Origin of the sequence: Mangrovimonas cancribranchiae (genome assembly GCF_037126245.1) — a bacterium.
GTDB classification, from domain to species: Bacteria; Bacteroidota; Bacteroidia; order Flavobacteriales; family Flavobacteriaceae; genus Mangrovimonas; species Mangrovimonas cancribranchiae.
In genome coordinates, this window is sequence record NZ_CP136925.1 from 2,745,702 (window position 1) to 2,767,895 (window position 22,194).

Consider the following 22,194-nt stretch of genomic DNA (forward strand, 5'->3'; position numbering starts at 1 on the left):
ATGATTACCATTGAGCAAGTTTCAAAAAAATATAAAGGAGCCGATATGTTTTCAGTTTCTAATTTAAGCTTGCAGATACATGACAAAGAAATTTTTGGGCTTTTAGGTCCTAATGGCGCAGGAAAAACAACGCTAATCTCTATTTTATGTTCTTTAATTAAACCTACATCGGGCACATTTTCTATAAATAATCTAACCTATAAGCAACATAAAAATCAGTTAAAACAACTAATAGGCATTGTGCCGCAAGAATATGCCTTATACCCTACGCTTACTGCTTTTGAAAACTTAAAATACTTTGGAAGCATGTACGGGTTGAAAGGAAAAAAACTAGATGAGCAAATTAACAGTTCTTTAGAGCATTTAGGACTTTTAAAATTTGCTCATAAAAAAATAGGCACATTTTCTGGTGGCATGAAACGTCGTGTAAATCTAATTGCTAGTATTTTACACAATCCAAAGGTTTTATTTCTAGACGAACCTACGGTTGGTGTTGATGTGCAATCGAAAAACGTTATTATTCAATATTTACAAGAGCTAAACCAAAAAGGCACCACTATAATTTATACCTCGCACCATTTAAACGAAGCTGAAAATTTCTGTACACGCGTTGCCATAATAGATCACGGTAAAATTATAACCAAAGGGCAACCAAAAACATTAATTACTGAGTGTAAAGGTGCTCATAACCTAGAAGATGTCTTTTTAAGTTTAACAGGGAAAGCCTTACGCGACCATGCATAAATTATTAGCCTCTACATATAAAGAGTTTTTACTTCTATCAAGAGATATTGGCGGCATCGCTATACTGTTCATTATGCCTCTGGTGCTTATTGTAACCATAACCTTAATTCAAGATAGTACCTTTAAAACGGTTACCGATGTTACCATTCCTATTTTAGTGGTTGATAATGATAAAGACAATGTTTCAACAACTATTTTAAATGGCTTGAAAGATTCCAATGCGTTCGAAATTATTACCAAAAGCCATGAAACAGAAGCTAAAGACCTTGTTTTTAAAGGCAAATATCAACTAGCTATTGTTATTCCCGAAGGGCTCACAACAGGATTACAATCTAAAATAGACCAGAATGTAGAAGAGCTTCTTGCCAAGTTTAGTTTAGAAGAAAACACTAAAAAAGAAAACACTGTTATAGCACACAAAGAAGTCCGTTTATATTTCGATCCTGCTACGCAACTATCTTTTAAAAGTTCTGTGAAAAATGGCATTGATAAAATGATTTCAAAAATTGAAACGCAAAGTATTTACCAAGCCTTTCAAGAGCAAATATCAGACGATCCTTCAGAAAAAATCTTCGAAACAGATAGTTTTATTACATTTAAAGAAATCCTACCTGAAAATAAGCAAGAAGATTACATCCCTAATTCGGTACAACACAATGTTCCTGCCTGGACGCTGTTTGCCATCTTCTTTATTATAGTGCCATTATCTATTAATATTGTTAAAGAAAAAAGTCAAGGTACGTTTGTAAGATTACGCACCAATCCCGTATCCTATGCTACGGTTCTTGGTGGCAAAACCATTATTTATCTTATTGTTTGCTTAATTCAGTTTATATTAATGCTATTAGTTGGCGTCTATCTTTTCCCTGCAATAGGATTACCAACTTTAGATGTATCTGGAAGATTACCATTACTCTTTATAGTAGCTGTTTTTGCAGGCTTAGCAGCCATTGGCTTAGGATTGCTATTAGGTACTATTGCAAAAACACAAGAGCAGTCGGCACCTTTTGGTGCTACATTAGTTGTTATATTAGCAGCTATGGGAGGTGTTTGGGTACCTGTTTTTATTATGCCAAAAATTATGCAAACACTATCGCATATTTCACCAATGAATTGGGGCTTAAACGCTTTTTACGATGTATTTTTAAGAGATGGAACCTTATTAGATTTACTCCCGGAGATTGCTTTATTACTTTTATTTTTTATTATTACAACAGGAATAGCCATAATTTACAATGAAAAGAAAAACGCTGTCTAAACATAACGAAATATCACATTCAAGTAAGGTTAGGATTCGCTTTGTAGAAACCGATCCGTTAGGTATTGTGTGGCACGGAAACTATATTCAATACTTTGAAGATGGGCGCGAAGCTTTTGGAAGACATCATGGCATTTCATATTTAGATCAAAAAAAATATGGTTTTGCAACACCTATTGTTAAATCTAGTACGGACCATAAATTACCGCTTCGTTATGGTGATATTGCAACCATAAAAACGATATATGTAGATACGCCTGCGGCTAAAATGGTTTTTAGATACGAAGTTTACAATCAAAATGGCGATTTAGTTTGTACAGGAGAAACGGTACAAGTTTTTGTAGATAATATTGGCGAAGGAGATTTAGCCTTAACAGCTCCCGATTTTTTTATTAACTGGAAAAAACAAGTTGGGTTATTACATGAGTAAGGTGTATTTGTCATATAACAACATTATCTCATCGTTAGGTTTTGATAGTAAATCTGTGGTTAATAAAATCCATGAAGGCGTTTCTGGGTTAACAAAAATTCATGATACTTCTATTTTACCTAACCCATTTTATTCATCATTAATAAATTCTAGCGATTTAGAAGAGGCTTTTAGTAAAGTCACCTTAAAAAAAGACTATACCAGGCTTGAAAAAATGATGATTACCTCGCTACAAGATACTATTACACAATCTGATATTGAGGTAAATAATGAGAAAGTTGGCTTAATTATATCTACCACAAAAGGAAATATTGATGCTTTAGACACTAACAATGCGTTTCCTAAAAACAGGAGTTATTTACATGAATTAGGGAACGCGTTAACAACCCATTTCGGATTTAAAAATAAAGCAATAACTGTTTCTAATGCCTGTGTTTCTGGTGTTTTAGCCATTGCCATTGCTAAACGGTATATTCAACAAGGAGCCTACGACCATGTGTTTGTTGTTGGAGGCGATTTAGTGACAGAATTTATTTTATCAGGCTTTAATTCATTTCAAGCATTAAGTGAAGAGCCTTGTAAACCTTACGATAAAAACAGAACAGGCATAAATATTGGCGAAATAGCATCGAGTACTTTAATAACAAAAGACAAGACTAAATTAGTCTTAGAAGCTGTTGAAATACTTGGCGAAGGCTCTTGTAATGATGCCAACCACATTTCTGGACCATCAAGAACTGGTGAAGGGCTATACCGAAGTATTCAATCGGCTATGACGCAAGCAAATGTATCGCATCAAGATATCGATTATATTTCGGCTCATGGTACGGCAACTATGTATAATGACGAGATGGAAGCTATAGCCTTTAATCGTCATCATTTAGAAAATGTTCCTGTAAATAGTTTAAAAGGTTATTTTGGTCATACCTTAGGAGCCTCTGGCCTAGTTGAAGCTATTATAGGAGCGCATTCTTTATACAATAATACCTTATATCCTTCTTTAGGCTTTGAAGACATTGGTGTTACACAGCCTATTAATATTATAACAAAAACCACACCACAGCCTTTACATACTTTTTTAAAAACCGCTTCTGGTTTTGGAGGATGTAATACTGCTGTTATTTTTAAAAAACACATCCACTAAAAAACTATTTACCATGCAAAAAACCTCAATTAAAGCCATTGATGCCATACAAGAAGCTCATAAAATTGCATTTGCTCCTTTTGTATTTCAGGCCGTTGTTTCACTTAGAAAACTTGGGGTTTTTGATAAAATTTTTGAAAAAAGAAAGCAAAAAGGATTGCCTTTAGAAACACTTGCAAAAGAGCTCTCTATTAGCGAATATGGTTTAGGCGTTTTGTTAGAAATTGCTGAAAGTTCAGAGATTGTTCAAAAAAACGATTTAGGCAATTACGAGTTAACAACTACAGGGTATTTTCTAAATTACAATCAAACCGTTAATGTTAATATTAACTTTACGCAAGATGTTTGTTACAAAGGGCTTTTTCATTTAAACGATGCCATTAAAACGGGACAACCAGAAGGCTTAAAAGAGTTAGGGCAATGGAAAACCATTTACGAAGGGTTATCGCAATTACCAGAAAACATTCAAAAATCATGGTTTGAATTTGATCACCATTATTCTGATGACATTTTTGAAGATGCTCTAAAAATTGTATTCAAGAAAAATCCAAAAACATTATTTGATATTGGTGCCAATACGGGGAAGTTCTCTATTTTATGTGGTAAAAACAGCGACATTAATATAACTATGATCGACTTACCAGGGCAGCTTAACAAAGCCTTAAACAATGTAAAAAAACAAGGGTTAGAAAATCAAATAAAAGGCTATCCAATCGATTGGCTTGAAGATAATAACAGTATCCCAAAAGGTGCAGATATTATATGGTTATGCCAATTTTTAGATTGTTTCTCTAAAGAAGAAATCTTAAGTATACTATCTACTTGTGTTGATGCTATGGATGAGAATACCGAACTCATTATTACCGAAACGTATACAGACAGACAACGCTTTGATAACGCTAAATTTATCCTAGAAGCTACTTCGTTATACTTTACAGCTTTAGCAAACGGTAATAGTAAAATGTACGCCGCTAGCGATTTAATAGAACTTATAGACCAAGCTGGCATGACCATTCATGAAGATATTGCTTTAGGAGAATATCATACCATGCTAGTTTGTAAGAAAAAATAACATGCACGACAACAAGAGCTATATATCGTCATTTTGTAAAATAAAAAACAATCAAGTTACCTTGAATGGCAACCTTGTTTTTTCTAAAGAAGGGACATTTTCAGAATTTATAAAATCGGCTTACAAAAACTTAGATATTAAATACCCTAAGTTCTTTAAAATGGACCGTTTAAGTAAATTAGCCTTTATAGCGGCTAACGTTGTACTAAACCATGAAAATGTAACTCCAGAACAAGAAGAAAACATAGCTATTGTGTTTTCAAATAAAGCTTCTAGTTTAGACTCCGATAGAACACATCAAGAGTCTATTCAAAATAAAGAAAACTACTATCCAAGTCCTGCTGTTTTTGTTTACACATTACCAAACATTTGTATTGGAGAGATAAGTATAAAATATAAGCTTTATTCTGAAAATAGTTTTTTTATCTTTGACAACTTTAACGCAAAACATCTGCTCACTTATGCCAATAGTTTATTGGAAACTAAAAAAGCAGACAAAGTGCTTTGCGGCTGGGTAGAATATGATGAAAACAACTATGATGCCTTATTATATTTAGTTGACAATAAAGGAAAAATAGAACATAATACAACAGAAATAAATACACTATATAACAGTTAATATGGACGCATTAAAACAAGAATTAAAAGAGAATTTAATCGAGCAATTAAATTTAGAAGACATGTCTCCAGAAGACATTGCAAATGACGATATGCTTTTTGGTGATGGATTAGGATTAGATTCCATTGATGCCTTGGAGCTTATTGTTATGTTAGACAAAAACTATGGTATAAAATTAACCGACCCCAAAGAAGGTCGTGCCATTTTTGAATCTATCAACACTATGGCTGCTTATATTTCAGAGCACAGAACTAAGTAATTACACATGGGTAAAGGCGTTGCCATAACAGGTATGGGCATTATTTCAGCCATTGGCAACAATGTGACTGAAAACTATCAATCACTCATTAATGCCCAAAAAGGAATTTCTAGAGTAAAAAAAATTAACACCAATCATGTTAACGATATTATGGTTGGTGAAATTGCTTTTACTAATTCCGAAATGGAACAGCAACTGCAGTTACCAAAAACCAATAATTATTCCAGAACAGCACTTTTAGGTGCTTTAGCTGCCAAAGAAGCCGTTAAAAATGCACGTATAAAAGATATCAACAAATACAAAACAGGATTTATTTCGGCCACAAGCGTTGGTGGTATGGATATGACTGAAAAATATTATTACGATTATCTTGAAAACCCTGAAACCCAAAAATATATTGAAGGCCATCACGCTGGCGACTCCACACAAAAAATAGCCGAACAATTAGGTATAAATAACAGTTTGGTCACGACCATAAGTACCGCCTGTTCATCGGCTGCAAATGCTATTATGCTTGGAGCACGATTAATAAAATCTGGGAAGTTAGACCGAGTTATTGTTGGTGGATCAGACTGTTTATCAAAATTCACCATTAACGGCTTTAAAACCTTAATGATACTATCCGATACATACAGTACACCTTTCGATGATAACCGTAAAGGTCTTAACTTAGGCGAAGCAGCAGCCTTTTTAGTTTTAGAATCGGATAAGGTTGTTGAAGCTGAAAACAAACCTGTTTTAGCCTACGTTAAAGGTTATGGCAATGCCAACGATGCCTTTCACCAAACAGCATCGTCAGATCATGGTGATGGCGCAACACTTGCTATGGAACAGGCCTTAAATGTAGCTGGATATGCACCTGGCGATATAGATTACATTAATGCTCACGGAACAGCAACTGGCAACAACGATTTATCGGAAGGACGCGCTATTATACGCGTTTTTGGCAATCATGTTCCAGATTTTAGCTCAACAAAAGCCTATACAGGACACACACTAGCAGCTGCTGGAGCTATTGAAGCAGTTTATTCGGTTTTAGCGTTACAAAACAATATTATTTACCCGAATTTGAACTTTAAAACGCAAATGAAGGAATTTAATATAACACCTCAACTTACATTAAAAGAGAAACCACTAAAAACGGTACTTTCAAACTCTTTAGGATTTGGCGGAAATTGTTCAACGGTAATTTTTTCAAAAGAACAATAAATGAAAAACGTTTACATAAATAGTGTTGGTTCTATTTCAGCTCAAAAAACCTTTGATAATACTGAGTTTTTAAATGATATTACCGAATATAATGACAACGTTATATTTGCCGTAAACCCTGTTTATAAAGATTATATTCCACCAGCCGCGGCAAGACGCATGGCTAAAGGCATAAAAATGGGCATTGTAACCTCTAAAATAGCCCTTAACGAAGCTAACATTAATCAAGTTGATGCTGTAATTACGGGAACAGGTATGGGTTGTGTACGCGATTCGGAAAAATTTGTTAGCGCGATTATAGATAACGACGAGCAGTACTTAACGCCAACACCTTTTATACAATCTACACACAATACCGTTGGCGGGCAAATTGCTTTAGAGCTAAACTGTAAAGGCTATAATTTTACATATGTACATTCTAGTATATCTTTCGAATCGGCAGTAATAGATGCTTTATTGCAATTACAGTTAGATGAAGCCAAACATATTCTTGTAGGTGGTGTTGATGAACTTGGTGATCATACAACTAAGATTCATAAAATTATAAATCATATAAAACCTGAAGCCACAACGCTTACAAACCTACTTGAAAGTAAAACCGAAGGTGCCGTTTTTGGCGAAGGAGCTAACTTTTTTGTACTATCCAACGAGAAATCGAATACAAGTTACGCCGAAATTGTTTCGTTAAAAACATATAACACACTTAAACAAGAAGCGTTAAAGCAACAAGCTATAGCCTTTTTAAAAGAGCATGATTTAAGTACAGACGACCTTGATTTATTAATTTTAGGAAATAATGGCGATGTTAATTTTGATGCATATTATAACACATTAAGCGAAATATTTTCTAAAACACCTCAAGCTTACTATAAACATTTAAGTGGTGAGTTTAATACGGCATCGTCTTTTGGGTTTTGGTTGGCTTCAAAAGTTATTAAAACGCAAAGCCTTCCAGAAATTGTTAGGTTAAACGGCTTACAAACTTCACAATATAAAACCGTATTATTGTATAACCAGTATCGTGGAGAAAATCATAGTTTCACGTTGCTTCGTCAATGTTAAGCTTTAAAACGGTTACACTTTTTACACTAGCTTTTCTTGTTATAGGCTTATGTTTTTTCTTCTTAGGCATAATACCTTTTTGGGTTATTTTTATAGGCATAGCGTTATGGTTGATACTAACAGGGTTGGGTTCTGCATTTATAGGCTGGAACTATCATTTTAAATCGGTGTTATCAAACCCAAATGAAAAAGAAAACCGGGTTGCAATTACATTTGACGACGGCCCAAACCAAAATATAACACCAAAGGTTTTAGATCTTTTAGATAAATACAACGCTAAAGCCACATTTTTCTGTATTGGAAAACATATTGAAACATCACCTAACATTTTCAAAACAATTATTAATAAAGGACATACTGTTGGAAATCACACATACAGTCACACCAATACATTTGGTTTTTTTTCAACAAAAGAGGTTATAGCAGAGCTAAAGCAAACCAATCAAATTATCTTTAAACAATCTGGATTAAAAGCTAACTTATACCGTCCAGCATTTGGCGTAACTAATCCAAATATAAAACGCGCCATTAAACACTTAAGTTTAAAGTCTATTGGGTGGAATAAACGTTCTTTAGATACAACATCTTTAAGTGAAAAAACTGTTTTAAACCGCATAACAGCAAACCTACAACCTGGTGATATTATTTTACTGCATGATACTAGTGAGAAATCTTTACGCGTTTTGGAACAGTTATTGTTATTTTTGGAAAAGAAACAGTTTAAATCGGTAACTGTAGACCAACTTTGTAACCTTAAACCTTATGCATAAGCTTATTTACATACTGTGTTTTGTTTGTTTTAGTATGCAAGCACAAACAAAAATGACAACAACCGAAGCCGAAAATTTAAAAGCCCTTGTAAAGTCTCAAGCTAAAACAACAAAAACCATTGTTAGCGATTTTACCCAGTATAAACATTTAGATTTTTTATCTAATGATATTATAACCAAAGGAACACTTCACTTTAAAGCACCAAATCTTGTAAAATGGGCCTATAATAAGCCTTTTCAATATACTGTAATATTTAAAAATGAAAGCCTTTTCATTAATGATGAAGGTAATAAAAGTCAAATAGATATTGGTTCCAACCAAATGTTTAAACAACTAAACAAACTTATTATTAAAAGTGTAAAAGGCGATATGTTTGATGATAATGAATTTAAAATCTCCTACTTTAAAAATGATGGTAAAAGCAATGTTCATTTTAGCCCTAAAAACACAGAATTCTCAGAATACATTGCCAGTTTTCAAATAACATTTAATAAAAAAGGCGATGTAGAAGACGTAAAAATGGTAGAACCTTCGGGAGATTATACCAAAATTGTTTTTAGTAACCGAACTTTAAATACACCTTTAACAGATGCGGTATTTAACCCTTAGTTTACTAGCTGTTTTACTTTTTAGTTGTGGCTCTTATCCCAAGAAACAACACTTTAAAACTACAGAAAACACGCAAAACGTGTTTTCAAACCCTTATTTTTCTAATACCAGCAAAGACTATATTTACAAAGCTAATATTAGCGCATATGGAAAATCGTTTAGTGGCTTATTTATTGTAAAAAAGATAGAAGAAAACCAACACCGTATTGCTTTTACAACCGAAATGGGTAATAAAATATTCGATTTCACCATTAAAAATAACACCTTTAGTGTTAACTATATTTTAGATGACTTAAACCGAAAATTATTACTCAACGTTTTAAAACAGGATTTTACAGCCCTAGTACAAGAACACATAACAATATCGAAAACTTTTTTAAAAGACAGCACTCCTATTTTTGAAACTCAAATTTTAGATAAACCACATTATTATGTCACTAAAAACAATAGTCTTAGTCAAATAGTAAGTGTAAAAAACGGAAAAGCGAAGACAGTATTTAGCTTTTCAAAAATAAATGATAATATTGCAAATAAAATAACCATAACACACCATAACATAACGCTAAAAATCAATTTAAAATCTATAAATTAACACCTTATGAAAAAATCTATATTATTTTTAATGATTATAGCACTAAGCGCTACAGCTTTTTCGCAAGTAAAAGTGCATCCTGGGGTTAGATTAGGATTAAACTTATCTTCGGTTTCGAATATTGATCATGCCGATGCCAAAATTGGCCCCAATGCTGCAATCTTTGCAAACATCCGTTTTGCTAATTTTTATGCATTACAACCAGAAGCCACTTATAGTAATCAAGGCGCTAAAGACGCTATTCGCTACTATAACTATAGCAACTCTTTTGATCCAGGATATTATTACTATTCTGAAGATTTAAGCATCCATTACCTTGGTGTGGCTTTGGCTAATAAATTTTATATTGTTCCAAATGTTGGAGTTCATTTAATTGTTGGGCCTGCCATAGATGTAAAAGTAGCCGATAATCTAGATGATGACTCCGTTATACCAGTAGATTTCTCTCTTTTTGGTGGTGTTGGTTACGAGTTTCCTTTTGGGCTTGGTATTGAAGCACGATACAAACAAGGCCTTTTAGATATTAGAGACGACTTCTATGATAACTATGATGAAGATAACGACGATTTCTGGAGTAGCGACTCTGTACTTAATGGCTCAATTCAATTTGGCGTTTATTATAAATTTGACTTTTAATCCATGCTAATAAAGGATTTTTATATACTTAATCATTTAGCTGTTGCCGATAACGTGGCAACAGCTAATATTACCATTAATAAAGACCATGAGGTTTTTAAAGGACATTTCCCAAACAACCCGGTAACACCAGGAGTTTGTATGATGCAAATTATTAAAGAGCTCACACAAAAAGTGGTAAATAAAACGTTGTTTATGGAAGCGTCTAGCAACGTAAAATTCATGGCTATTATTAACCCTGAAAAAACACCAGACTTAACTCTTACGCTTAATATTACAGAAGAAGACACACACATTAAAGTAAAAAACGTCACAAAGTTTAACGATACTGTGGCATTAAAATTGAACACAACATTCAAAATCATGTAATATGCGATTGTTATTACTTTCTTTTTTATGTTTAGTGACAACTCAAAACTTCGATTTAAGTCAAATCCGTAATCAATATAAAGAAGCTGCTAACGACTCAACCAAAGTAGAGGCTTTTTACAACTCACTTCAATCCGTTTCAAAAAAGGACAATGTAGCTTTAGTTGCCTATAAAGGAGCCGCTATTGCATTAAAAGCAAGAAAAGCCAAAACCATACGAGAAAAAAAAGACGGATTTATTGAAGGAGTTTCCCTAATAGAATATACCATAGAAAAAGAACCTAATGCTATAGAACCACGCTTTATACGACTTGGCATTCAAGAAAACGCGCCAAAAATTTTAGGCTATAACAACCATATTGATTCCGATAAAGCGTTTCTTTTAAAGCAATTTAAACACATACGCGCGTCTAACCTAAAAAGCCATATTAAAGACTATATTTTACAATCTAAAGTCTTTACAGATGAAGAAAAAAATGTAATTTCGACACAATAACCATTAAGCTCTCACTAAAACGTGAACCCTACCCTTACCAACCAAAAAATAGACAGCTTAAATGTTTGTGTGATTATTCCCACTTACAATAACGACCGTACATTACAACGTGTTATAGATGGTGTTTTAGAATATACTAAACACCTTATTGTTGTAAACGATGGCGCTACAGATAACACAAAAAACATCCTTTCTAATTATAACGACTTAACCCTAATTACGTTTACAGAAAACAAAGGTAAAGGTGTTGCTTTAAGAGAAGGATTCAAAAAAGCGATTAATTTAGGGTACGATTTTGCGATAACTATCGATTCAGATGGGCAACATTTCCCTAACGATATTCCTGTTTTTATTAATGCTCTAGAACAACATCAAACAAAAAATGTGCTGTTTATTGGTGCCCGAAATATGGAACAAGAAAGTGTTCCTGGGAAAAGCAGTTTTGGCAATAAATTTTCTAATTTTTGGTTTTGGTTTGAAACAGGTATAAAATTACAAGACACACAATCTGGGTTTAGGCTATATCCGTTACAAGTCATTAAAAACCTACACTTTTTCACAACAAAATTCGAGTTTGAAATTGAAGTCATTGTAAAATCGGCATGGAAAGATGTGGATGTAAAAAACATCCCTATTCAAGTGCTTTACGATGAAAACGAACGCATATCACATTTTAGACCTTTTAAAGACTTCACACGCATAAGCATTTTAAATACCTGGTTAGTGTTTTTAACCTTGGTGTATATTAAGCCAAGAAACTTTTTTAGAAATTTTAAAAAAAAAGGCGTTAAACAATTTTTTATTGAAGATGTTTTAGGAAGTTACGATTCGCCTAAGAAAAAAGCACTTTCAATTGCCTTGGGAGTATTTATAGGCTTAACACCTTTATGGGGGTTACATAGTGTATTGGTTATTTTTTTAGCTATTTTTTTAAACCTTAATAAAGCCATTGCGTTTGCCTTCTCTAACGTTAGTATTCCGCCATTTATTCCTTTTATAATCTATACGAGCACAAAAATTGGCGAGAAAATTTTAGGGGTACAAAACACCTATAAACTAGACGAAATTACACAGAATTTCGAATTTGTAAAACATTTAAAAACCTACATTGTTGGCAGTTTTACTTTAGCTACTATTTCGGCTTGTATTTTTGGCGTAATTAGTTATCTTTTCTTTTTGATGTTCAATAAAAAGAATACAGCAAAAAACCATGGTTAATTTCTTTTATAGACTCTTTAAAAAAATCCAATCTAATAAGCTATTAGGCATACTAGGGTTTTTTATCATTTTATTGACATTAGGATATTTTAGTTCGAAAATTACGTTTGAAGAGGATATTACAAAACTTATTCCCACCAACGATAAAAATGCCGAAGCTCAAAAGGTTTTAAAAACGGTAAATTTTGCCGATAAAATTATCGTTCATATTACCGCAACACCTAAAGGTAATATAAACGACTTAACACAATATGCCGAGGTTTTTATAGATAGTTTAAACCAAAACGCAGCAAATTATATTACATCTATTCAAGGCAAGGTTGAGGACAAAGCTATTGGTAATACCATGACCTTTGTTTACAACAACTTACCGCTTTTTATTGATGCTTCAGATTATAAAAACATTGCACAAAAACTAAATAAAGACAGCCTAGACACGGTTACTAAAAGCAATTATAAAACCTTGGTATCGCCTTCTGGAATTGTGGCTAAAAAAACCATTTTGAAAGATCCATTAGGATTGTCGTTTATCGGACTTAAAAAGCTTCAAAATTTAAGTATTGGTGATGGGTTTAGTGTTCAAAATGGATTTATTGTTAGTAAAGACAAAAAACATGTACTGTTATTTATTTCACCTAAACACGCCGCTAGTGAAACTGCCGAGAATACCGAGCTTTCAAACATTTTATATCGTTTAAACAATGAACTTAATACTGTTTATGGCAAAAAAGTAACCGCCGAATATTTTGGAGGCGCTTTAATTGCAGTTGAAAACGCCAAACAAATAAAACACGACATACAATTTACTGTAGGTATTGCTATGACGGTGTTACTTATTATTCTTATCGTATTTTACAAAAAATTGCTGCTCCCTATTATTTTATTTATTCCTACAGTAGTTGGAGCTTTATTAGCCATTACTGTGCTGTATTTTATTCGCGATAAAATTTCGGCCATATCGTTAGGAATTGGATCAGTGCTTTTGGGGGTAACTCTAGATTATGCGTTACATATTCTCACTCACATAAGAAGCAACAACAATATTAAATCATTATACACAGAGATTTCGAAACCTGTTTTAATGAGTAGTTTAACTACTGCTTTGGCCTTTTTATGCTTACTGTTTTTAAACTCTCAAGCTCTACAAGATTTAGGTATTTTTGCCGCTATTAGCGTTATTGGAGCTTCTGTTTTTGCCCTTATTTTTATCCCACAAGTATACCGTCAGCAACAAGAAAAAGGACTAACTACAACCTTAATCGATAAATTTTCGGCCATTCCGTTGCATAAAAAAACGGGTGTATTTATAGGTTTAAGTATTTTACTAATTATATCGTGTTTTACATATAATAACGTCTCCTTTAATAACGATATTACCAAATTAAATTACGAGCCACCTAAACTTATGGCTGCTCAAAAACGATTGGACACACTCACTAACATCGCATCAAAATCGGTTTATATAGCGGCTTACGGAACAACTCTAGAAGACGCTTTAGCGGCTAACGATGTTGTTTATAAAAAACTATCGGCCTTAAAAGAAAACGGTAGCATCCTTAATTTTAGTTCTATCGGGGCTTTAGTTCAGTCTCATGCTTTGCAAGAAAAAAAACTTATTGAGTGGAATGCGTTTTGGAACGATTCTATTAAAAAGTTCACAAAAAATCAACTGATTGAAAGTGGTTCTAAACTAGGGTTTAAGCCTAAAACATATCAACCGTTTTATAATTTATTACAACGTGATTTCACGACATTAAGTAGTAACGATTACAATACCTTAAACACTATAAATGTATCCGATTATATTTCTACAAAACAGCAATTTACAACCGTAACTTCGTTAGTAAAATTAGATCACGATCAGTTAGGTCAACTCAACAAAACTTTTCAATCGCTACCCAACACACTTGTTATTGATAGGCAAGGAATGAACGAAACCTTTTTAGGCAATTTAAAAAACGACTTTAATCGCTTAGTAGGTTATTCTTTAATTGTGGTATTGCTTGTTTTATTAGTGTTCTACCGAAGTTTTTCATTAACTCTAGTAACGAGTATCCCTATTGCCTTAACATGGTTTACAACCATTGGTTTAATGGGATTATTAGGTATTGAATTTAATATTTTTAATATTATTATTTCCACCTTTATTTTTGGCTTAGGTGTGGATTATAGTATTTTTATTACGAATGGTTTGCTTCATGAACACAGAACTGACGAAAACAAATTACCCACACATAAAACCTCGGTAATTTTATCGGTTATTACAACTATTTTAGGCGTTGGCATCATGATATTTGCCAAACACCCTGCGTTATATACCATTTCTTTAGTTTCTATTATTGGTATTCTTTCTGCATTGCTTATATCGTTTACAATACAACCTATATTATTCAAGTTATTTATTGGTAGTAAAACTAAACGCCCCATAAGTTTTAGGGTTTTAATACACTCTATGTTATCGTTTCTATATTATGGCTTAGGCACGTTTTTATTACCGCTTTTAGGAATGCTCTTGTTTAAAATTATTCCTGTTAGTAAGAAAGTAAAAATGCCTTGGTTTCATAAAATAGCTGGTAAGTTCTTAACATCGGTTTTATATTCTAACCCATTTGTGAAGAAAAAAATTATTAACTCCACTGGAGAAACATTTGAAAAACCTGCTGTTATTATTGCCAATCACACGTCGTTTTTAGACACTTTGGCTATTGAAATGTTGCATCATAAAGTTATTTTCCTAGTTAACGATTGGGTCTATAACTCACCCGTGTTTGGCCAAGTGATGAAATTTGTAGGATACTATCCCGTTTCCGAAGGTATTGAAGGTGGTTTAGATCATCTTCAAACTAAAATAGATCAAGGATATTCTTTAGTCGTCTTCCCAGAAGGCACACGTTCATACACCAATAAAATGAAACGCTTTCATAAAGGCGCCTTCTTTTTAGCCGATAAATTTAATTTAGATATTTTACCTGTTTTTATTCATGGTAATTCCGAAGTTATCCCTAAAGGGAGTTTTCCTATTAGAAACGGAAGTATTACACTAAATATATTACCTAGAATAACACCAGATGATGTAAATTTTGGTAAAATACCTAGAGAACGCACCAAAAAGATAAGTGCTTATTTTAAGCAAGCTTTTATCGATTTTAGAAAAACATTTGAAAGCGACACGTATTTTCATAGCTTGGTTTTAGAAGAATATCGCTACAAAGGCGATGTGTTATATCATACCGTAAAAAAGGACTTAAAATCTTACAGCAAAACATATAAAAGCATTTTAGATACTGTGGATAAGAAAGCCACCATTATTCATGCCTCAAAAGACTCTGGAGAACTAGATATACTTTTAGCTTTAGATGGTCCAGGAAGAAACATCACATCAATAATTAAAACCTCATCAACAAGGCAAATTTTAAACAACAGCTATATCGCTAACACACATTATAACATTCAATTTGTAGATGATATTACGCTTTCTAATATTAACAAACCGCTTACGTTAATTATCAGTACGTCTCAACTTTCTAACACGATAAAAGACTTATTAAAAACATCGTTGCCTGCTTCTTGTATTTTATTAAAAGATGGCAAAACAGTTAAAAACACTTTAATAGAAGAATTTAAATATCACGTACAAACCGAAGATAACAACGTTATAACCTTAAAAAAATGAAAACATACGATGTTGTTATAATAGGAAGTGGTTTAGGCGGATTGGTTTCTGCACTTATTTTAGCCAAAGAAGGCTATCGTGTTTGCGTTTTAGAAAAAAACCAACAATTTGGGGGTAACCTACAAACGTTTTCTAGAAACAAAACCATTTTCGATACTGGTGTGCATTACATAGGCGGCTTGGAAAAAGGGCAAAACCTACATCAACTTTTTCATTTTTTAGGCATCATGCAAGACCTCAACCTTAAAAAAATGGACGAAGATGGCTTTGATATTATTACTTTTGACGACGACCCAAACGAATATCCACAAGCGCAAGGGTATTCCAATTTTAAGGCACAGCTTTTAAACTATTTTCCTGAAGAAGCACAAGCTATAGAGGCTTATTGTGATAAAATGGCTTCGGTTTGCGACAAATTTCCTCTTTACAATCTAAAAAAAGGCGCTCCGTACGATTTATCAGTTTTCCAAGAATCGGCAAAAGAGGTTATCGATAAGTTAACTAAAAACGAGACCTTAAAAGCTGTTTTAGCAGGATCTAACTATTTATACGCTGGAGAAAGCAACAAAACTCCGTTTTATGTTCATGCACTTTCTATTAATTCCTACATAAAAAGTGCTTACAGGTGTGTTAATGGCGGTAGCCAAATAACAAAACTTCTTATTAAGCAAATTAAAGCCTATGGTTGCGACGTATTTAAACGTCATGAAGTTTTAAAAATTACTACTAAAAACAAAACAGCTCATAAAGTTGTTTGTACTAATGGGAGTGAATTTTCGGGCAACACATTTATATCTAATATAGAGCCTAAACTCACGCTAAAAATGATAGGCGATAGCCCTTTAAAAAAGGCTTACATAAATAGAATTAACACCATAGAAAACACCATTGCTGCATTTAGCGTTTATATCGTTTTTAAACCCAATACCTTTAAATATTTCAATAAAAATTATTACCATTTTAAACATAAAGAATATGTTTGGAAGTCACATGATTACACTCAAGAAACTTGGCCAGAAGGTTATATGATATCGTTGGGCGTTAAAAAAAATGCTTCGGAATTTGCCGAAAACATGACCGTAATGACTTATATGCGATACGATGAAGTAAAACCATGGGAACATATCACAAATACCGTTGCTAAAAAAAATAATCGTGGTGAAACCTACGAAGCTTTCAAGCAGCAAAAAATAGAAAAAGTACTTGATGAAATAGAAAAAAAATTCCCAAATATAAGATCATGCATTCAAGAGGTCTATGCCTCAACACCACTTTCTTATCGCGACTATATTGGTTCGCATAATGGCGGCATGTATGGGTATGCTAAGGATGTTAATAAACCTATGCAAGCTATAGTTTCTCCCAAAACTAAAATAGATAATTTACTGTTTACAGGACAAAGCTTAAATATGCATGGTATTTTGGGCGTTACTATTGGTGCCGTTATTACGTGTTCGCACTTACTTGGTATGGACTATTTAGTCGATAAAATTGTTGCGGCCAATCAAAAAACATAGTTCACAGTAAATATAAATTCGGTAATGGTTAACTTGCGCCTATATTTTAAAAATTGATTTTTGAGTTCTAAAATATGAATCTATTCAAAAAAATATCTCATTACAATATCGTTGTTATAGTACTTTTGCTATTCGTACTATCTTCTTGTGGTGTCTCAAAATCACTTCACGATGTTCCTAATGTTAGTCAGTATGATAATCATATCCCTAGCAGAACACAATTATCTGATTCTTCTTATATTTTAAAAACAAATTACATTACCAAAAACAAGCAAGGCCAATGGGAATTGTTTGTAGATGGCAACCCACTACAAATAGGCCTAAAAACAGGCTATTTAACCAAAGAACTGTTTGTAAAACAAGAAGACGCTTTTTTAAGTAAAGTTGATGACATTGTACCTTCTAAAACCAAGCAATATTTACTACGAAAAATGCTCGCTTGGTACAATCGTAAAATGTATTTACACGTTCCAGAAGAATATAAAACAGAAATTTATGGCCTCTCTAAATACGCTGGCGATAAATACGACTATGTTGCCGATGATTATCTTCGCGTGTTATATTTACATGGCGCACACGATATTGGTCACGCCTTTCAGGACTTGGCTTTAGTAGGATGTTCGTCGTTTGCTGCCTGGGGTGATAAAACAGAGGATGGAGACTTAATTATAGGAAGGAACTTCGATTTTTATGCTGGCGATGCCTTCTCCAAAGAAAAAATAATCGCTTTTGTAAATCCCACCAAAGGTCATAAATTTATGTCGGTAACGTGGCCTGGAATGATTGGCGTAGTATCGGGTATGAACGATGCCGGACTGACTGTTACTATAAATGCGGGAAAATCTAAAATTCCGTTAGTAGCCAAAACCCCAATATCTATTGTGACACGGGAAATATTACAGTATGCGGCAAATATCGACGAAGCCATTGCTATTGCTAAAAAACGACAAGTGTTTGTCTCCGAATCGATTTTTATAGGAAGTGCTCAAGATAATCGTGCTATCACCATAGAAATGGCACCTCATAATTTTGGTATTTATGAGATTGAAAACACCTCGCAGTTAATTTGTTCTAATCACTTTCAAAGTGAGGCTTTTAAAAATGATGAAAGAAACCTAAAACACATGGCCGAAAGTCATTCTATGTATCGTTACCAACGCATGGAAGAATTATTAAGCGACACTAAAAAATTAACACCACGAAAGGCGGTCGATATCCTTCGTAATAAAAAAGGATTAAACGATAAAACTATTGGTTACGGTAACGAAAAAGCTCTCAATCAACTTTTAGCGCATCATGGCATTGTGTTTAAACCTAAGCAAGGGTTAGTTTGGGTATCATCAAATCCGTATCAATTAGGAGAATTTGTCGCCTATAACTTAAATGAGGTGTTTAAAAATGCACCTAAAAATAATAACGCAAAGTCCTTACAAAAGGCACAACTAAATATTGAAGAAGACCCGTTTCTTTATACAAAAGCCTATCAAGATTACGAACGTTATCGCGTGTTAAGTCGTGACATAGCTTTAGCTATAAAAAATGATGATCATATAGCTCCTGATATGATTAATGAATTTAAACGCACAAACCCAGAATTTTGGGAAGTTCATTATTTAATAGGACGCTATTATTACGAAAAAAAATACTATACTGCTGCATTAAACAGCTTTAAAGAAGCCTTAACAAAAGAAATTACAACCGTTCCAAATCGTCTTGAGGTTGAAGACTATATAAAAAAATTAAACAGGAAAGTAAACTAGATGATTCCAGAGATAGAAAAAGCATCATTACAAGAAATACAAACGTTTCAGGAAGGTAAACTTCAGGAACTACTGTCGTATGTTAATACAAACTCTAAATACTACAAACGTGTTTTTAATGAAAATAATATTGATCTAAACACGATAAAGTCACTGGACGATTTAACCAAACTTCCCATTACTACAAAAGACGATTTACAACAATTCAACGACGATTTTTTATGTGTTCCTAAATCCAAAATCATCGATTACGTAACCACCTCGGGAACGCTTGGCGACCCCGTAACATTTGCCTTAACCGATAAAGATTTAGACCGTTTAGCTTATAACGAAGCCATTTCTTTTGCTTGCGCTGGCATTACAGCTAACGATGTGTTACAACTAACAACCACTATAGACAGAAGGTTTATGGCTGGATTAGCCTATTTTTTAGGCGTTAGAAAATTAGGAGCAGGAATTATTCGTGTTGGTGCAGGTGTTCCAGAATTACAATGGGATTCCATCTTAAAATTTAAACCAAGCTACCTAATTGTCGTGCCATCGTTTTTATTAAAACTTATAGAATACGCCAAACAACATAATATCGATGTAAACACTTCTGGTATAAAAGGTGCTATTTGTATTGGCGAATCGTTGAGGGATCAAGATTTCACACTAAACACATTAGCACAAAAAATCACTTCGCAGTGGGATATCGAATTATTTTCTACCTACGCCTCTACCGAAATGAATACTGCTTTTACCGAGTGCGAAGCGCAACAAGGTGGGCATCATCATCCTGAATTAATTATTGTTGAAATTTTAGACGACAACAACCAACCTGTGCCAAAAAATCATGTTGGCGAACTTACCATAACCACTTTAGGTGTTGAAGGTATGCCACTGTTACGATTTAAAACTGGCGATATGGTAAAAGCACATACCAATCCTTGTACTTGCGGACGAAACACCTTACGTTTAGGACCTGTTATTGGTAGAAAAAAACAAATGATAAAGTACAAAGGAACGACCTTGTATCCGCCAGCCATGGACAATATTTTAAACGATTTTAACGACGTGGAAAGCTACGTTATAGAAATCTCCCATAACAACATTGGTACCGACGAAATTTGTATTAAAATAGCTTCCAAAAACACCTCAGAAGAGGTGCAACACCGTATAAAAGATCATTTTAGAGCTAAGCTTCGTGTAAGTCCAAAAATCGAATTTCACGATATTAAAACCATACAAAAACTACAATTTCCTAAAATGAGTAGAAAACCCATTTTAGTCATCGATAAAAGAAAATAAACACCACTTTTTTTTCAACCCTAAGCCTTACAAGTGTTTGTAAGGTTTTTTTATGATTTGAGGTGTAAGAAAAGAACGTAATGTTGATAAATTGTTAAGAAGAAATTTCACGACATCTCATTTCATTTAGAATAATTTATGACTTTTATATCATAGTTAATCCTATTAATCCTAACCCATTTTTTCATGGAAATTTTACACATCACTAAAAGAAATTTTAGCCGTAAACCCTTCGAATTAAGCAAAATAACAAATGCTATTTTAAAAGCTATGAAGGCTGTAAATAACGGTGAAGCTGCAGATGCTCAGCTTATAGCTAACAACGTTCACGACGTTTTACTAGGACGCAAAAAACAAGATGCCGACTATGTGCCAACGGTAGAAGAAGTACAAGATGTTGTAGAAGAAAAACTCATGGAAAGTGCCTTTCATGATGTTGCCAAAGCATACATTCTTTACAGAAATAAACAAGCCCTTAGTCGTAAGAGTAACATCTTTGAAAAGCGTGTTAATTTAAAACCTTACGAGTACCCACAATTATACGATTATGTACCAGCAATAAGACACTCGTATTGGATTCACACCGAATTTAACTTTACTAGCGATATTCAAGATTTTAAATCGAATCTTAGCGAAGTAGAAAAAACAGCCATCAAAAACACCATGTTAGCTATTTCTCAAATAGAAGTAGCAGTAAAAACATTCTGGGGCGATATTTATCACAGAATGCCAAAACCAGAAATTGGATCGGTTGGCGCTACATTTGCCGAAAGTGAAGTAAGACACCACGATGCTTACTCACACTTATTAGAAATTTTAGGATTAAATAAAGAGTTTGAAGAGTTAAAGAAAAAACCTGTTATCATGAAACGGGTACAATACTTAGAAACTGCTCTTAAAAACGCCAAAAGCGAAAATAATCAAGAATACGCCGAGTCTATTTTATTATTCTCATTGTTTATCGAGCATGTATCGTTATTCTCGCAATTCTTAATCATTATGGCATTCAATAAGCATAAAAATATGCTTAAAGGAATTTCCAATGTGGTGGAAGCCACTTCTAAAGAAGAGCAAATTCATGGCGATTTCGGAATCGATATCATCAACATTATAAAAGACGAACACCCAGAATGGTTCGACGATAACTACAACACCATGATTCAAGATCTATGTAAAGAGGCGTTTATTGCCGAAAGTAAAATTATAGACTGGATTTTTGAAGATGGTGAACTAGATTTCTTACCAAAAAATGTAGTAAACGAGTTTATTAAAAACCGTTTTAACAAATCTCTGGAAAGTATTGGTATAGATAAAGTATTTGATATTGATGAAAACCTATTAGCGCAAACCGAATGGTTTGACGACGAAATTATTGGCACCAAACACGGCGACTTTTTCGTAAAAAGGTCTATTAACTATAGTAAAAGAACACAAAGTATAACTAGCGACGATTTATTCTAAAAATT

The 22,194-nt window shown here is 33.4% G+C and carries 21 protein-coding genes; all 21 read left to right on the forward strand.

Features of this window, described 5'->3' with window-relative positions; all coding sequences use genetic code 11:
- The 21 genes from R3L15_RS12650 to R3L15_RS12750 all read left to right on the forward strand — a co-directional run bounded on the left by R3L15_RS12650 (position 1) and on the right by R3L15_RS12750 (position 22,189).
- Positions 1–744: an ABC transporter ATP-binding protein gene (locus R3L15_RS12650; RefSeq protein WP_338732097.1), complete on the forward strand. Its 744-nt coding sequence runs from the start codon at positions 1–3 to the stop codon at positions 742–744.
- Positions 737–2,002 (forward strand): ABC transporter permease, encoded by a 1,266-nt coding sequence (locus R3L15_RS12655; protein WP_338732098.1) that lies wholly within the window; start codon positions 737–739, stop codon positions 2,000–2,002. The genes R3L15_RS12650 and R3L15_RS12655 overlap by 8 nt, the downstream gene beginning before the upstream one ends.
- Positions 1,980–2,432: an acyl-CoA thioesterase gene (locus R3L15_RS12660; protein WP_338732099.1), complete on the forward strand. Its 453-nt coding sequence runs from the start codon at positions 1,980–1,982 to the stop codon at positions 2,430–2,432. Before R3L15_RS12655 ends, R3L15_RS12660 begins: the two co-directional genes overlap by 23 nt.
- Positions 2,425–3,576 (forward strand): beta-ketoacyl synthase N-terminal-like domain-containing protein, encoded by a 1,152-nt coding sequence (locus R3L15_RS12665; protein ID WP_338732101.1) that lies wholly within the window; start codon positions 2,425–2,427, stop codon positions 3,574–3,576. The genes R3L15_RS12660 and R3L15_RS12665 overlap by 8 nt, the downstream gene beginning before the upstream one ends.
- A 13-nt stretch (positions 3,577–3,589) precedes the next feature.
- On the forward strand, positions 3,590–4,648 hold the full coding sequence (locus tag R3L15_RS12670) for a methyltransferase (RefSeq protein WP_338732103.1): 1,059 nt from the start codon (positions 3,590–3,592) through the stop codon (positions 4,646–4,648).
- Between the two features lies 1 nt (position 4,649).
- Positions 4,650–5,267 (forward strand): 3-oxoacyl-ACP synthase, encoded by a 618-nt coding sequence (locus R3L15_RS12675; RefSeq protein ID WP_338732104.1) that lies wholly within the window; start codon positions 4,650–4,652, stop codon positions 5,265–5,267.
- A gap of 1 nt (position 5,268) precedes the next feature.
- On the forward strand, positions 5,269–5,526 hold the full coding sequence (locus R3L15_RS12680; RefSeq protein ID WP_125466380.1) for a phosphopantetheine-binding protein: 258 nt from the start codon (positions 5,269–5,271) through the stop codon (positions 5,524–5,526).
- Positions 5,527–5,532: 6 nt separating this feature from the next.
- On the forward strand, positions 5,533–6,735 hold the full coding sequence (locus R3L15_RS12685) for a beta-ketoacyl-[acyl-carrier-protein] synthase family protein (RefSeq protein WP_338732106.1): 1,203 nt from the start codon (positions 5,533–5,535) through the stop codon (positions 6,733–6,735).
- Positions 6,736–7,797: a beta-ketoacyl synthase N-terminal-like domain-containing protein gene (locus R3L15_RS12690; RefSeq protein WP_338732107.1), complete on the forward strand. Its 1,062-nt coding sequence runs from the start codon at positions 6,736–6,738 to the stop codon at positions 7,795–7,797.
- Complete coding sequence (locus R3L15_RS12695; protein ID WP_338732108.1) at positions 7,791–8,567, forward strand: polysaccharide deacetylase family protein; 777 nt, start codon at positions 7,791–7,793, stop codon at positions 8,565–8,567. The genes R3L15_RS12690 and R3L15_RS12695 overlap by 7 nt, the downstream gene beginning before the upstream one ends.
- 34 nt (positions 8,568–8,601) lie before the next feature.
- Positions 8,602–9,177 carry an outer membrane lipoprotein carrier protein LolA gene (locus tag R3L15_RS12700; protein WP_338732109.1) on the forward strand — a complete coding sequence of 192 codons (576 nt, stop codon included), beginning with the start codon at positions 8,602–8,604 and terminating at the stop codon, positions 9,175–9,177.
- Entirely contained in the window at positions 9,158–9,769 is a 612-nt protein-coding gene (locus R3L15_RS12705) for a hypothetical protein (protein WP_338732110.1), read from the forward strand. The genes R3L15_RS12700 and R3L15_RS12705 overlap by 20 nt, the downstream gene beginning before the upstream one ends.
- Positions 9,770–9,775: 6 nt before the next feature.
- Positions 9,776–10,405 (forward strand): porin family protein, encoded by a 630-nt coding sequence (locus R3L15_RS12710; protein WP_338732111.1) that lies wholly within the window; start codon positions 9,776–9,778, stop codon positions 10,403–10,405.
- Between the two features lie 3 nt (positions 10,406–10,408).
- The gene (locus R3L15_RS12715; RefSeq protein WP_338732112.1) at positions 10,409–10,774 is read left to right on the forward strand and encodes a 3-hydroxyacyl-ACP dehydratase; all 366 of its coding nucleotides are present in this window, start codon (positions 10,409–10,411) and stop codon (positions 10,772–10,774) included.
- Position 10,775: 1 nt separating this feature from the next.
- Positions 10,776–11,270 (forward strand): hypothetical protein, encoded by a 495-nt coding sequence (locus R3L15_RS12720; RefSeq protein WP_338732113.1) that lies wholly within the window; start codon positions 10,776–10,778, stop codon positions 11,268–11,270.
- Positions 11,271–11,291: 21 nt separating this feature from the next.
- On the forward strand, positions 11,292–12,488 hold the full coding sequence (locus R3L15_RS12725; RefSeq protein WP_338732115.1) for a DUF2062 domain-containing protein: 1,197 nt from the start codon (positions 11,292–11,294) through the stop codon (positions 12,486–12,488).
- Positions 12,481–16,161: an MMPL family transporter gene (locus R3L15_RS12730; RefSeq protein ID WP_338732116.1), complete on the forward strand. Its 3,681-nt coding sequence runs from the start codon at positions 12,481–12,483 to the stop codon at positions 16,159–16,161. The genes R3L15_RS12725 and R3L15_RS12730 overlap by 8 nt, the downstream gene beginning before the upstream one ends.
- Positions 16,158–17,678, forward strand: coding sequence for an NAD(P)/FAD-dependent oxidoreductase (locus R3L15_RS12735; protein ID WP_338732117.1), 1,521 nt, complete (start codon positions 16,158–16,160; stop codon positions 17,676–17,678). The genes R3L15_RS12730 and R3L15_RS12735 overlap by 4 nt, the downstream gene beginning before the upstream one ends.
- A 74-nt stretch (positions 17,679–17,752) precedes the next feature.
- A complete protein-coding gene (locus R3L15_RS12740) occupies positions 17,753–19,438 on the forward strand; it encodes a C45 family peptidase (RefSeq protein WP_338732119.1) in 1,686 nt (561 codons plus the stop codon).
- Positions 19,439–20,728 carry an AMP-binding protein gene (locus R3L15_RS12745; RefSeq protein ID WP_338732121.1) on the forward strand — a complete coding sequence of 430 codons (1,290 nt, stop codon included), beginning with the start codon at positions 19,439–19,441 and terminating at the stop codon, positions 20,726–20,728.
- A 186-nt stretch (positions 20,729–20,914) separates the two neighbouring features.
- Positions 20,915–22,189 (forward strand): ribonucleotide-diphosphate reductase subunit beta, encoded by a 1,275-nt coding sequence (locus R3L15_RS12750; protein ID WP_338732123.1) that lies wholly within the window; start codon positions 20,915–20,917, stop codon positions 22,187–22,189.
- Positions 22,190–22,194 lie beyond the last annotated feature (5 nt).

Bases quoted from the DNA above. Each gene is read 5' to 3' on its own strand.
- R3L15_RS12650 (WP_338732097.1), top strand. From the start codon at position 1: ATGATTACCATTGAGCAAGTTTCAAAAAAATATAAAGGAGCCGATATG.
- R3L15_RS12655 (WP_338732098.1), top strand. From the start codon at position 737: ATGCATAAATTATTAGCCTCTACATATAAAGAGTTTTTACTTCTATCA.
- R3L15_RS12660 (WP_338732099.1), top strand. From the start codon at position 1,980: ATGAAAAGAAAAACGCTGTCTAAACATAACGAAATATCACATTCAAGT.
- R3L15_RS12665 (WP_338732101.1), top strand. From the start codon at position 2,425: ATGAGTAAGGTGTATTTGTCATATAACAACATTATCTCATCGTTAGGT.
- R3L15_RS12670 (WP_338732103.1), top strand. From the start codon at position 3,590: ATGCAAAAAACCTCAATTAAAGCCATTGATGCCATACAAGAAGCTCAT.
- R3L15_RS12675 (WP_338732104.1), top strand. From the start codon at position 4,650: ATGCACGACAACAAGAGCTATATATCGTCATTTTGTAAAATAAAAAAC.
- R3L15_RS12680 (WP_125466380.1), top strand. From the start codon at position 5,269: ATGGACGCATTAAAACAAGAATTAAAAGAGAATTTAATCGAGCAATTA.
- R3L15_RS12685 (WP_338732106.1), top strand. From the start codon at position 5,533: ATGGGTAAAGGCGTTGCCATAACAGGTATGGGCATTATTTCAGCCATT.
- R3L15_RS12690 (WP_338732107.1), top strand. From the start codon at position 6,736: ATGAAAAACGTTTACATAAATAGTGTTGGTTCTATTTCAGCTCAAAAA.
- R3L15_RS12695 (WP_338732108.1), top strand. From the start codon at position 7,791: ATGTTAAGCTTTAAAACGGTTACACTTTTTACACTAGCTTTTCTTGTT.
- R3L15_RS12700 (WP_338732109.1), top strand. From the start codon at position 8,602: ATGCAAGCACAAACAAAAATGACAACAACCGAAGCCGAAAATTTAAAA.
- R3L15_RS12705 (WP_338732110.1), top strand. From the start codon at position 9,158: ATGCGGTATTTAACCCTTAGTTTACTAGCTGTTTTACTTTTTAGTTGT.
- R3L15_RS12710 (WP_338732111.1), top strand. From the start codon at position 9,776: ATGAAAAAATCTATATTATTTTTAATGATTATAGCACTAAGCGCTACA.
- R3L15_RS12715 (WP_338732112.1), top strand. From the start codon at position 10,409: ATGCTAATAAAGGATTTTTATATACTTAATCATTTAGCTGTTGCCGAT.
- R3L15_RS12720 (WP_338732113.1), top strand. From the start codon at position 10,776: ATGCGATTGTTATTACTTTCTTTTTTATGTTTAGTGACAACTCAAAAC.
- R3L15_RS12730 (WP_338732116.1), top strand. From the start codon at position 12,481: ATGGTTAATTTCTTTTATAGACTCTTTAAAAAAATCCAATCTAATAAG.
- R3L15_RS12735 (WP_338732117.1), top strand. From the start codon at position 16,158: ATGAAAACATACGATGTTGTTATAATAGGAAGTGGTTTAGGCGGATTG.
- R3L15_RS12740 (WP_338732119.1), top strand. From the start codon at position 17,753: ATGAATCTATTCAAAAAAATATCTCATTACAATATCGTTGTTATAGTA.
- R3L15_RS12745 (WP_338732121.1), top strand. From the start codon at position 19,439: ATGATTCCAGAGATAGAAAAAGCATCATTACAAGAAATACAAACGTTT.
- R3L15_RS12750 (WP_338732123.1), top strand. From the start codon at position 20,915: ATGGAAATTTTACACATCACTAAAAGAAATTTTAGCCGTAAACCCTTC.